Genomic DNA, 12853 nt, shown 5'->3' with positions numbered 1-12853 from the left:
TCAACTTAAAAAATATGAGCAGTTCTAAAGTAAGCCAGTATCGGTACGTAAGCTATTTATGGGATGATGAAAAAGCAGCTTCTCTGGGTGATGATCAGGTAGCACTTCTTTTGTATCGTTCCAATTTGTTAGGTGCCGATCTTCGTCTGACCAATTATGCAGGTGGGAACACAAGCTGTAAAACCATTGAAAAAGACCCATTGACCGGAAATCCGGTCGAGGTAATGTGGATAAAGGGTTCGGGAGGGGATATTGGTACATTAACAAGAAGCGGGCTTGCCGGGCTTTATGTGGACCGTCTGCATAGCCTTAAAAACATTTACCGCGGGCTGGAATTTGAAGATGAAATGGTGGAGCTTTTCAACCACTGTATTTACGACCTCAAATCCAAAGCACCGTCCATTGATACGCCTTTACACGGGCTCTTGCCTTTTAAACATATTGATCACCTGCATCCTGATGCTTTGATCGCCATCGCCGCATCCAAAGAGGGTGAAGCCATTACTAAAGAGCTGTTCAGCGGTGAACTCGCCTGGGTGCCCTGGCAACGTCCGGGCTTCGATCTTGGATTACAACTGGAACAGGCACTGGCTGACAATCCAGGTATTCGCGGGATTGTGTTGGGCGGCCATGGACTATTTACCTGGGGAGATACTGCTTATGAATCGTACATCAATACATTGGACACGATTGAAAAAGCCTCTGAATACCTGAATGAGCATTATGGGAAAACAAGACCGGTATTTGGCGGTGCTAAAATTGAAAGCGAACCTGCCGAGAAACGTTCTGAAATAGCTGGCAAGCTGGCTCCTTATCTTCGCGGGCTGGCTTCGGAAAAACAGGCTATGATTGGACATTTTACAGACGATGCCCGGGTATTGGAATTCATCGCCAGCAACGATCTTGAGAAGCTTGCGCCCCTGGGTACCAGCTGTCCCGACCACTTCCTGCGCACCAAGATCCGCCCGTTGGTACTTGACCTGCCATTCGAAAAACTGGAAGCCGCCGATCAGGAAATCCTCGACCACATCCGTCCGCAATTCGAAGCATACCGTGCAGATTACCAAGCTTATTACGACCGCTGCAAGCACGACAACAGCCCGGCCGTACGTGACCCGAACCCTGTCGTCATCCTGCTTCCGGGAGTAGGTATGTTCTCCTTTGCAAAAGATAAGCAAACTGCCCGCGTTGCGGCTGAATTTTATATCAATGCGATCAATGTGATGAAGGGCGCGGAAGCTATCTCTTCATACGTTTCGCTGCCAGAACAGGAGGCTTTTGACATTGAATACTGGTTATTGGAAGAAGCGAAACTTCAGAGAATGCCCAAAGAAAAATCGGTATCCCGTAAAGTGGCATTTGTGACCGGCGGGTCAGGAGGTATTGGAAAAGCAATCGCGCAAAAACTGTTGCAGGAAGGTGCCTGCGTCGTCATTTCCGATATCGATGATAAAGCTCTGGCTGAAACCAAAGCGGAATTCGACGCAAAATTTGGCAAAGATTTTTCAGCTACCACCAATGCAAATGTCCTGGACCCTGAGCAGATCAAGGCTGCAATCCATGAGACCAAATTGAAATATGGCGGCCTGGATATCGTGGTAAACTGCGCAGGTTTATCTATTTCAAAACCATTGGCCGAAACAACGATTAAAGACTGGGATATTTTGCAGGATGTATTGGTAAAAGGCCAGTTCCTGGTATCGCAAGAGTCTGTGGCGATCATGCGTCAGCAAGGTTTGGGCGGCGATATCATCAATATCGCCAGCAAAAACGGGATTGTTTCCGGGCCTAACAATGTGGCTTATGGTACCGCAAAAGCAGCACAGCAACACATGACACGCTTACTGGCTGCTGAATTGGGCCCAGATAAAATCCGCGTGAACGTGGTGAACCCTGATGCGGTTATTGCCGGCAGTAAGATCTGGGAAAGTGGATGGGCGGCCGGCCGCGCCAAAGCCTATGGCATCAAGATCGAAGAGTTGCCTGCTTACTATGCAAAACGGACTGTTTTGAATGCTGAAATCCATACGGAAGACATTGCAAACGGTGTGTACATTTTTGTAAGCGGTCTGCTCAGCAAAAGCACCGGAAACGTGATCAATGTAGATGGCGGGGTACCTGCAGCGTTCCTTCGATAACTTCGAAAGATGCCAGGTCTTCAAAACCTGGCATCTTTGCTAAAACCCGGTAACACATGAAATTAGAACAATATCAGATTGACCAGCACAACGATAGCCTGCTATCGCGGCACAACAATCAATATATATTCATCAAGGAGCAGCTCGGCGAGCAGGGAATTAATGCCCATGATATTGTAAAAGCACTGGAGGCTTTTCAGGTGGCAATTCCCAGTTGGGCGCTTGGAACCGGCGGAACACGTTTCGGAAGGTTTTCAGGTGGCGGTGAACCAAGGTCGCTGGAAGAAAAAGTAGAAGACGTAGGCCTTTTGCATGCACTTAACCGTTCTAGCGGATCTATTTCTCTACATATTCCGTGGGACATCCCGGAACAAGCCGATTCCATCATTGCATTAGCCTCTTCCCTGAACCTGCAATTCGATGCGGTTAATTCCAATACTTTCCAGGACCAGAAAAACCAGGAGCTTTCTTACAAGTTCGGTTCTCTTTCCCATGTGGATCCCAAAGTCAGAAAGCAGGCAGTAGAGCACAACATTGAGGTGATCAAATACGGAAAGGATCTGGGTTCAAAAGCTTTGTCTATCTGGCTATCGGATGGATCGTGCTTTCCCGGGCAGTCCAATTTTGTGAAATCTTTTCAATATACCCTGGAGTCGCTTCAGGAGATTTATGCAGCACTTCCGGATGATTGGAAAGTGTATGTGGAGTACAAGGCTTACGAGCCTAACTTCTATTCAACCGTTATTCAGGACTGGGGTAGTTCGTTATTGTTTTGTCAGAAACTGGGTCCAAAAGCAGATGTATTGGTTGACTTGGGACATCATTTGCCGAATGCAAACATCGAGCAAATCGTGGCAACGCTGATGATGGAGGGCCGCCTGGCTGGATTCCACTTCAATGATTCCAAGTATGGCGATGACGACCTGACGGTTGGCAGCATTCGTCCATATATGTTGTTCCTGATCTTTGTGGAGCTGGTAGAGGGGATGAAACGCGCAGGAAGAGGCAGTGATACCTATGCGTGGATGATCGACGCCAGCCACAATGTGAAAGATCCTTTGGAAGATCTGCTGCAATCTGTGGAAGCAATTCTTTTAGCTTATGCGCAGGCTTTGATGGTCGATCGCAAAAAGCTGGAATTGGCCAGAAATAATAATGATGTCGTACTTGCCCAGCAAATACTTCAGAATGCATTCAGGACCGACGTACGTCCTTTAGTCCGTGAATCCATGCGGCTGAGCGGCGGCGCCCTTGACCCAATCGGCTTGTTCAGAAGCCTGAATGTCCGATCAGAATTGATGAACGAAAGAGGAAAAGTGACGGTGGCTACCGGATTATAAAAGTGTTAAGCCCTAAGATTGTTGACAGATTCAATTCTTAGGGCTTTTTTGTGCCCTTTTACAATGATTTTCTCCTGATCAAGGTAAATGGATTTTTGATAATTGCCCTTTTGTTTTCGGTAATCAACTCAGCCGCCGTTTTTCCCATTTGCTCATGATCGGTGGAGATGGTTGTGATGCCATCGAGCAGGATTTCCTTCAGGGGGGTTTCGTTATAAGAAATAATGCCGATGTCTTTTCCAATCACCAATTGCTGCTCCCTGCATTTTTTGATCAGGTTTACCAGGTCGTTCTCTTCAATCACAACATAGGCAGTATCCTTCATGGCCGTGCTGTTTTCATGAAAATCGTACATGATTTCGTGTTCAAATTCGTGCTGTATGCAGAAAATCCGAAAGCCCTTGATGATTTCTTTAGGGTAGCGAATGATCGTAGGAAAAATAAGGATCAGCTTTTTGTAGACTTTAAGCAGGTCGACGGCCTCATTCAATGCGGAAACGATGTCTTTCTCGAAATTCTGGAAAACGGAAGAATGTTTTTTACTATTTAACTCCAGATCTTTATCCAGCAATATGAGCTTTTCGGGAGGGATCATTTTCAGGGTTTCAATCGCCTCTTCAGATTTTTCATAAAAGTGGGGCATGATCACATAATAGTCGTATTCTCCGAGGCTATTTTTAATCAGGTTTTTGAAAATATTGACATTGGAATGATGGATATGCAAATCCACATTTACATTACGGCCGATATTTTCCACAAAAGCATTATAAATCTGCTTCTTGTAATTGCTGATCTTATTGAAAACCAGTAGAATGCGCAGAGAAGTTTCGATGTCTACCCGGTTGATAAAGTACCCTTTTCCCCGTACTGAGATCAACACCCCATCCCGGATCAGGTGTTTGTAGGCTTTCTCGACGGTATCACGGGAAAGCAGGTACTCCTCGCTTAACTGGTTGATTGATGGTATTTTATCACCGCGCTTCAATTTTCCTTTACTAATCGCCTGGAGCAGCGATTTAATAATTTGCATGTATTTAGGGGCACTCTCCTTAAATTCAATGTCAAACTGTATTTCCATTCAATGTCGTGGGTTTAGAACATAGCTAAAATAATACTTTCCGCTGTATTAACTGGTAACAATAATTTGTCTGACAAACAAAAACAACCCGCCGGGGAGAATTACTTCCACGACGGGTTGTTTTGGCACATAATCTGGAATTATCGGGGCGACCGGCTGCTTCTTTCGGTAGTGTTTCTTTGCTGGTTGGGTTGCGCCTGCCTCTCGCTTCTTTCATTTCCTCTTGGCTCAGGTGCTCTTTCGACCCGATTAGCTGGTTCCGGACTTCTTTCTACCCGACTGGAACGCTGGGGCGCTTCATAAGATCCTCTGCCTGCTCCAGGATTTACAGATTCATTTGAACGGTTGCTTCTTTCACTGCCGTAATTGGGCACGCCTGGTTCTCTGGCAGGCTGGTTCTGCCGTGGCGATTCGTACCGGTCATTTCTGTTTTCCGATGGGGCGGAAGGATCTGCGCCCCTGTTAAAACGGCTATTGTCGCGGCTTTCCGAGGGAACTCTTGGCGTGTTGGAGTTATCACCGATGCGGCCATTGTCATTGCGCTCATTTCTATTTCGGTTGTTGTAGTCGGCATTGTCGCGTCCGCCGCGGTTAGGATTTGCATCGATTACCCCTCCCCGGCGCTCTGGTTCATTTCTGTAATTACGGTCATTGCCGCGTGAATCGTACCGGTCGTTTCCACGGCCCGGCTCCGCCACGATTACCCTGCCACGTCCGCTCGCACTGGCATCAATGGTTCTGACAGGAACGCTTCTTCTGGTAACCCGTTCGATTTCATCGCGTCTCGGGCCGTATACGTAGGTCCTGTTGTTGCTGCGATAATAGTTATTGATGATCACCGTCTGATTGTAAACATTGGTTATTCTTCTTGGAGGAGCGCAGTAGTTACGCCAGCCGCGATAGGTGATGTAGCGTTGCGGAACGAAATTCCACCAGAATGACGGGGCATTGAAAGATACATTGATGCTGATGCCGGGACCAAGCGGTGCCCATCCATAATATCCGCCGCCAGAGCGCCAGTTTACCCAAGCAGGACCCCATTCATAATCAGGTACCCAGAACCAGCCGCTATAGTCGTCATAAGACCAGCGGCCGTAGTGAAAGGGTGCCCAGCCCCAGTCGTAGTCCGATACCCAGGTGTTACCGTATTCGGTTACTTCCCAATAGCCATTTGTAGAGTAGGGTTGAAAATCCCGGGGAACATCCGGTATCCACACGGAGCCGTACTGGGGGTTGCGTACCCACCTGCCGTAAGGAGATAATTCGTTGTAAAAGGTGTCAAAAGAAACACTGAATCCCGGTTGTGCCTGGGTTTGATGAGAAACCGCAACGCTGCAAAGCAGGAAGCTAAGCAAGCCGAGGATCCGAAGAGTACGCTTGGTGTTCATGACCGTATATGATTAAATGGTTTTCTATTTTAAAAATCGTTTCTTGGACTTTACTTTTTGTATTCGGTTTAATGGCTCACAAAAGGAGATAGTCTGCTGCTCTCGCTGATTTGAAGCCGGCCCCCAGTCGGATGTTACATCAAAACTCAATGCGATCAATTTTATTATGTTGAAAATCAATGCGTTTTGGTTGTGTTTTTGTAATTGCCTTTTTTAATTCATTGTTATTAAGACAGCCAAGCCTTTCAAATCCCCTATTTTTGCTGTAAAATCTTAACAAGCGTTAACAATATTCAATACCATTGATGATCAATCCCCAAACTCTCCACGACGAACTTGTCTTCCAAACAGCCCGAAGCGGGGGAAAAGGGGGGCAAAATGTGAACAAGGTCGAAACCAAGGTCGAGCTCAGATTTGACGTAGCGGGCTCCGGAGTTTTAACCGAAGAAGAAAAACGGGTTCTCTGCGAAAAGCTTGCCAATAAACTGACCAATGAAGGGATACTGATTTTATATCATCAGACAGAACGTTCACAACTCGCGAATAAGGACAAAGTCATTGCGAAATTCGACGAGCTGATACAAAAGGCATTTACGGTTCAGAAGCGCAGGCGTGCGACCAGGCCGACATGGGCGTCGAAACAGGAACGAATGAAAACCAAGCAGCGAAATGCGATCGTTAAATCTCTTCGTAAAAAGACTTTTGAAGAATAATCCTGACATATTCCGAAATCGATTCACTCCATGTCTTCCATTGCTCCAGTTCAGCCCAAAATAAGTGCAGTCCTCACGCTTCCTGTCATTGTTGCCTCCCTTGGGTATTTTGTGGACGTTTATGACCTGCTGCTTTTTAACATCGTGCGTGTCCCAAGTTTGAAGGACCTTGGCCTGACAGAAGAAGAAATTTCGAAGATCGGGGCAAACATCTATAACTGGCAGCAGGCAGGCTTGCTGATCGGTGGTTTCATGTGGGGTATCCTGGGCGACAAATTAGGGCGACGCTCCGTTTTGTTCGGCTCTATCCTGACGTACTCTCTGGCGAATATCGCTTGTGGATTTACAAATAACGTCGAAACTTATTCTTTTTTGAGGTTTATCGCGGGTCTGGGCCTGGCGGGCGAATTGGGCGCCGGCATTACGTTGATAGCCGAAATCTTGCCAAAGGAACTCAGGGGATATGGCGCGTCGGTAGTCGCCAGTGTCGGTCTCGCGGGTGCCATAGCGGCTTTTTTTGCTGTAAAACTGACCGATTGGCGGACTGCATATTTTATTGGCGGAGGGATGGGGGTGGTGCTTCTGGTTTTACGCGTGAATGTGCTGGAATCCATTGTGTTCAATAGCAGTCTTGAAAAACGGGGGACAAAGCCAGTCCCATGGTGGACGATCTTTACGAGCTGGTCGAGATTTGTGCGATATATCCGGTGTATGGGAATTGGCCTGCCGACTTATATGGTAATCGGCATCTACTCCACATTTGGAAATGAATTTTCCAAAGCTTTGGGCGTCGTAGGCGACATTCAGGCAAGCAGCTGTGTGCTTTACACCTATATTGGAATAGTTACCGGTGATTTTTTCAGCGGGATATTAAGCCAATGGCTTCATTCCCGGCGCAAAGCTATTCTGCTGATGATCTCGATGACATTGGCGGGGGTGGTTTGGTTGCTCTACGGAGGTATCCGATCGGCAACAACACTCTATATCTGCTACGCCTGGCTTGGGTTTTCAATTGGCTACATTGCAATGTTCCTGACCACAACTGCCGAGCAATTCGGGACTAATCTGCGGGCTACCGTTACCACGTCGGTCGCAAACAATGTCCGGGCGACAGTTCTGCTTACGTTGCCGTTGTTTCAGCTGTTGAAACCGGGCTGGGGTGTTCTTAACTCCGGCGCCATTGTCGGGGCTATTTGTTTCTCGCTCGCTTTGTTATCACTATGGAAGATGGAGGAAACTTATGGCAAAGAGCTGGATTATGAGGAAGCTTAACTTTTCGACCATCCCATATACTGCTAGCCGAAAATCAGCTTATCAGGGGTTGGGTATTCAATGAGTTTGGAAAAATCGGTCTTCCAGAAATCCAGGTCCAATAGCCGACCCTGGTCATCTTTGGTTAGGGTGATGACTACCGGGGTGAAATCGCTGTCAATATATTCCGCCTGAATTAGATCGCCGTCATAGCCGTCCACATTTCCGCCCAAGCTAATGCTGCCCATTTTGCCTCCCTCATATTCATCTACATGTTCATTAAGTGGATAGTTCTCAGGATCCAGTCCCAGCTTTTGGAGCAAAAAATGGACTAGATCTTTTTCGTTTTGCCGGATGGGTCGGATGTTGCTCATCGTCTTTTGTTAGGATACTACCTTATTCCGCCACTGTTCAGCCTTTCTTCCCACGAACCAGAACGAAAGTGCCAGGAGGGCGAAGAAAATTCCTTTGTTAGTACGGTCCCAGAAATATTCGAAGTAACGGGTGTAGATATTAAGAAGGAAGAAAACAAGGCACAGGTCGCGTAAAGTGTCCAGCTTTTTCTGGAATGCATAGTAAATCAAAAGGGCTAAAACAATGGTGAACCCTAATGCCCAGTACCAGAAATGACTTTGACGGAGTACCTTCCAGCCACTCAGATCGTCGTAATTGCCAAACATCGACAAGGTCCAGCCAGCCAGCAGAAAAAGAAAGAGGCCAATAGAGTAGGTAACCTCGTTCACGAAATTCAGCGGTGGGATACGTTTTGTAAACCATGACAAACCCCAGATGGTTAACCCAAAAACTGTCATACGTAACGGATAATTCATACCTAGAAAGCGGTAGCTCCCGCCAGACCAATAGTAGGTTTGCGCTCCCCACCATCCGGCCAAAGAAATGATAGCGACCGTCCAGAGCAGTGTAGAACGCAATAAAACAGCGATCCCGCCATAAGCAATCGAGGCAATTAACAGGGGAATTGCATAGTTGCTTTCAGCAGTTGCGAAGCTTCGCGTCCAATAGGTAATTGCAATAGCGACGGTAAGGATGATCGTGATATTGTAAACTTCGTTGCTTACACGCGCACCTGGAAACCTTGTTTGCCTTCTTTTGGCCAAAAAGACAAAGAGGACAGTCAACAGCGTAAATCCAATCCCTACTATATTTTCGGAAAACCCCCATTGTTTTCGAAGATGCTCGATCCATTTTTCGTCGATAACCAAAGCCCCGAAGGCTAGTAACCCGCAGGATATGGCAGATATCAATGCATATACGGCAATCGCGTCGGCATTAGAGTTTCTCAATTGGTAGCTGTTTCTCAATTCCCCGGCGAGCTCCTTGGAAATGGTCTGTTTTTCTTCCCAAAATTGGATTGCCCTGCCCACAACCTCAGCTTCTTTTTTATCTAATTCCATTTGAGATTTTAGTGTGATGATTTTATAAAAATATAAAAGCCCGGAACGGGTTGTCCGGGCTTTTATCAATGGTTATTTTTTTAGTCCAGATAAAAATTCAACGACATCCCGGATCTCTCTTTTCGACATAATCGAACCCATCGGCGGCATGCTGGACGGCACATTTTCGCGTTTGGCAATCCTCGAAACCGCGATTTTCAGCGGCTCTGCCTCAGATGTTTTCAAAACCAGTTCGTGCTCATTCTCTTCCGCCAGGATTCCGGCGGCACTCGTTCCGTCTTTCAAGGTAAGCATGACCATCCCAAATCCAGGGGATAACCTTGCACTTGGTTCGATCAAAGCCTGCAAAATTTGCTCTCTCTTCAAAATATTCCCAATGTTGGAAAGGGAAGGCCCTACCTCACCGCCCTGGCCGCCAATCGAATGACAACGAACACATTCAGCTGCAGAATTCGTAAAGAAATAGCGACGTCCCAGCTGGGCGTTGCCGCCATAAAGCGCATCCTGAAAATCAGCGACGGTGGTGCCGGTCGTACGCAACGGTGCCAATTTGGCAATTAAAGTGGCTGATTTTGTAGAATCCACGGCCTCGCCCAGGTCCAGGGCCAGGCTTGGAGGCAACTGCTTGTCCGACATTTTTGCAATAAGTTCGGTAAAAATGCCTTCCGTTTTTGCGACAGGCAAACTTCCCAGAACCCGCATCATTTGCTGTTGTTCGCGAACGCTTCCTTTCTCAAAAATGGTTTTTGAAATATCGGCCAGCGTCTCTTTTGACATGGTCACGCTGCCGACCATTCCAAGTGCCGCAGTGCGTACATCGGCATCGGAATCAGTCATTCCCTTTTTCATGACCGTTTCCATATCAGCATACTTCAGGTCATTGAGGGCCGTCAGCATAGCTGTTCTAACCTTTGGATCTTTATGATCAACCAATATTTTGGCCAGCGCACCATTGTTTTCTGAAACACCGAGATTAGTCAGCATCTGAGCGGTAGCGATCAGAATGGCTGGATCATGATCGTCCAGCAGTTCAGCAACAATCGGCTGTATTTTACCTTTAATGATGGCAGGGTTTCTTTCCATCGGGCCGCGGTATCTGCCGTCGACACGGTCCATCACCGACGGACTTGCCCAGGTACCAAGCGTGGCCAATGCTTCAGCCCTGATGTTTTTGTCGATATCTTTTCTTTTGGCAAAAGCGATCAGGTCATTCAGTTGCGCTTCTCCGCCAACTCTTAATGCTGCATTGATTGCGCGACGAAGCAAAGGTTCGGAGGTAAATCTTTTCTCATTCAATACCGCCGCCAGTCCGGGCAGCGCAGCAGGGATCGACAGGTCGTCGTTGATGCCACGCGCCGCTTCCGCAACAATGTATTCGTCTTTGTCCTGTAGGAACAAGCTGATCTTTTCATTCCTCATTCTCCGTAAAACCAATACTGCCGCAATCCTAAGTGACTTTTCGGAGCTGGTGGCAAGAGCGACAACCGGCTCCGCTACGCCAATACGGGACAATGCCAGGACAGCGGCGTGCCTCAGATAAACGTCTTCGTCATTGTTGGCTTTAAGCATGCTGATAAGAGGTGCAACCGCATCTTTATAAGCAATACGGCCAAGCGCCTGGGCGGCGTAAAATTCAACACGCGGGTTTTTGCTCGAAAGCATCGGAACCAGCATCGGGCCAGCTTCTGCTATGCGGGCGTCACCCAACACTTTTGCCGCCTGAACGGTGATTTCTTCATCCGAGTCTTTCAATAGGGTCATCAGTACATTGGCATAAGACTTGTCGGTTCTTGCCAGTTGTCCCATGCCCCATATACCATGGATCCGGCCAAACTGATTGTTTTTTTGTTCAATTGCTTTATTCAGAACAGCAGCTCCCCTGGCTCCGCGTGAAGCCAGTTCGAACTGTGATTTCTGGCGAACGCGCATATCCTGATTGGACAGGAGCGATAACAACATATCATCTGTTTGTTTGGTATAGTCCAACTGGATCAGCCTCTTTGTTTCCAGTCGTAAGGCTTTCAGGTCGTTTTTGTCGTCGGTAACATCCAGTCTCCATACACGGCCGGAGTTTTTGGTGTCCCATCCGTTGATCCAGTCGGCCACATATAATGCACCGTCCGGGCCGAAGCGTATGCCTGTTGGCAAGATACCTGTCAGAATATTTTTTTCGCCATCCAGGACGAATGACGCACCTTTTGGTTTCAAACCAAACGACCAGATTGGTGAGCGGGCCGGATTGCCTACAAATTCAACCAGGAAAAATTTGTTTTTCCATTCAGAGCCCAAAGCGGTTCCCGGATTGTACTGCATACCGGTCGGGCCATTATGGAAGTTCTGGATCGGAGGAATGATATAGGCGGCTTGTCCGTTCCAGCGAGGTTTGTAAAGCTGTTCATCCATCCAAACTTTGTAAGTATTATTTTTTGGATCGGTGTATTTGCCATATTGCCAGTTGGATCGCCAGCCAGCGTCGGAACCCTCCACTACGTGTACCAGTCGCTCACTTTCGCCAGGATGGTCACCGTCATTGTCTGAACTGATCAGGTTACCATATTCGTCAAAAACAAACTCGTGCGTATTGCGCAATCCGTGCGCGAATACTTCAAAATCGCTGCCGTCCGGGTTGGAGCGTGCAATGATGCCGGAGTTGGGGTGTTCATACTTCGTGCCTTCGGCAGTGGTAATGTTCGCGCCAATATCCCCGATGTTCCAGTATATTTTTCCGTCTGGTCCTTCAATCGGGTTGGACATACCGTGGCCGCTGAAGCCAATGTGCACGCCATAACCATGGCTGATTGAGGTTTTTTCATCCAAAACACCGTCACCATTTGTATCTTTCAATCTCCATAGGTCCGGAGCAATGGCAACAAATACATCTTTTGCACGGATCAGCAAACCACCGGCCACATCCGACACTTCATCGAAGAAGTCGTTCAGGATCCGCGTGGATTTGTCTGCAATACCGTCTTTATCGGTATCTTCGATTTTCCACACTTCATCTTTTTCTACCGCCAGATCCTTCCAGTCGTGGGAGCCGTCACCGTTGAGATCTTTCAGCCAGTTATTTTCCTTGCTTTTTTCGGGTGCGAAGGTTTTGTGAAGAAATGCACGGCGGTCTTCCACGGTCTGCAGACCAATAGAAGCTGTCATCCAGTTACGATGTCCACGGATATCAAATTCAGAGTTTTTCTGACGGTTTGTGCGATTTAGATAAACATTGCCCATATCGTCCATCGCAATTGCTACAGGATCCGGAGCAAGAGAGTCGGAGGCCCATAATTCTAGTTTCAGCCCATCGGCCAGTTTCACAGCCGTTTTTTCACGGATTTCTTTGGCGCGTGCTTTACCGGTCAAACGATCTTCCTGAACCACCAGCGCGGTGCTATTTGTTTTGGAGGTAGGGCCACTGGTTTTTGAAGTTGAGCCGGTCGGCGACATTTTCATGCAGGACACAACGATGGCTGTGACGGCTGCGGCAATAATCAACGGTTTTTGTAAAAGTTTTTTGGAAAGCATTGAGGTAACTT

At 47.5% G+C, this 12853-nt stretch carries 9 protein-coding genes; 4 read left to right on the top strand and 5 right to left on the bottom strand.

Translation table 11 applies throughout. The annotated features are described in order from the left end of the window. Positions 1 to 14: 14 nt before the first annotated feature. Together AC1XUF_RS12475 and AC1XUF_RS12470 are read left to right on the top strand one after the other, a co-directional pair. Positions 15 to 2138: a bifunctional aldolase/short-chain dehydrogenase gene (locus tag AC1XUF_RS12475; protein WP_483342132.1), complete on the top strand. Its 2124-nt coding sequence runs from the start codon at positions 15 to 17 to the stop codon at positions 2136 to 2138. A gap of 56 nt (positions 2139 to 2194) precedes the next feature. Beyond that, a complete protein-coding gene (locus AC1XUF_RS12470; RefSeq protein ID WP_483342131.1) occupies positions 2195 to 3478 on the top strand; it encodes a sugar isomerase in 1284 nt (427 codons plus the stop codon). A 58-nt stretch (positions 3479 to 3536) separates the two neighbouring features. On the opposite strand, the gene AC1XUF_RS12465 is transcribed toward AC1XUF_RS12470, so the two are convergent. Then, positions 3537 to 4556 carry a GntR family transcriptional regulator gene (locus tag AC1XUF_RS12465; protein ID WP_483342130.1) on the bottom strand — a complete coding sequence of 340 codons (1020 nt, stop codon included), beginning with the start codon at positions 4554 to 4556 and terminating at the stop codon, positions 3537 to 3539. A 140-nt stretch (positions 4557 to 4696) separates the two neighbouring features. Further along, on the bottom strand, positions 4697 to 5944 hold the full coding sequence (locus AC1XUF_RS12460) for a DUF6600 domain-containing protein (RefSeq protein WP_483342129.1): 1248 nt from the start codon (positions 5942 to 5944) through the stop codon (positions 4697 to 4699). A gap of 305 nt (positions 5945 to 6249) precedes the next feature. On the opposite strand from AC1XUF_RS12460, the gene arfB reads away from it, so the two are divergent. Together arfB and AC1XUF_RS12450 are read left to right on the top strand one after the other, a co-directional pair. Next, the gene (arfB, locus tag AC1XUF_RS12455) at positions 6250 to 6657 is read left to right on the top strand and encodes an alternative ribosome rescue aminoacyl-tRNA hydrolase ArfB (protein WP_483342128.1); all 408 of its coding nucleotides are present in this window, start codon (positions 6250 to 6252) and stop codon (positions 6655 to 6657) included. A 30-nt stretch (positions 6658 to 6687) separates the two neighbouring features. Further along, positions 6688 to 7929 carry an MFS transporter gene (locus tag AC1XUF_RS12450; protein WP_483342127.1) on the top strand — a complete coding sequence of 414 codons (1242 nt, stop codon included), beginning with the start codon at positions 6688 to 6690 and terminating at the stop codon, positions 7927 to 7929. A 23-nt stretch (positions 7930 to 7952) separates the two neighbouring features. Here the strand turns inward: AC1XUF_RS12450 and AC1XUF_RS12445 are convergent, their stop codons facing one another. The 3 genes from AC1XUF_RS12445 to AC1XUF_RS12435 form a co-directional block, all read right to left on the bottom strand. Beyond that, complete coding sequence (locus tag AC1XUF_RS12445) at positions 7953 to 8282, bottom strand: DUF6984 family protein (protein WP_483342126.1); 330 nt, start codon at positions 8280 to 8282, stop codon at positions 7953 to 7955. A 9-nt stretch (positions 8283 to 8291) separates the two neighbouring features. Continuing rightward, a complete protein-coding gene (locus tag AC1XUF_RS12440) occupies positions 8292 to 9323 on the bottom strand; it encodes a hypothetical protein (protein WP_483342125.1) in 1032 nt (343 codons plus the stop codon). Between the two features lie 72 nt (positions 9324 to 9395). Next, the gene (locus AC1XUF_RS12435; RefSeq protein ID WP_483342124.1) at positions 9396 to 12842 is read right to left on the bottom strand and encodes a PVC-type heme-binding CxxCH protein; all 3447 of its coding nucleotides are present in this window, start codon (positions 12840 to 12842) and stop codon (positions 9396 to 9398) included. Positions 12843 to 12853 lie beyond the last annotated feature (11 nt).

This window comes from Dyadobacter sp. HNCC25DJ185, from assembly GCF_056895195.1.
The sequence above is the reverse complement of the archived record's forward strand: the minus strand, read 5'-3'. Positions and strand labels throughout refer to the sequence as shown.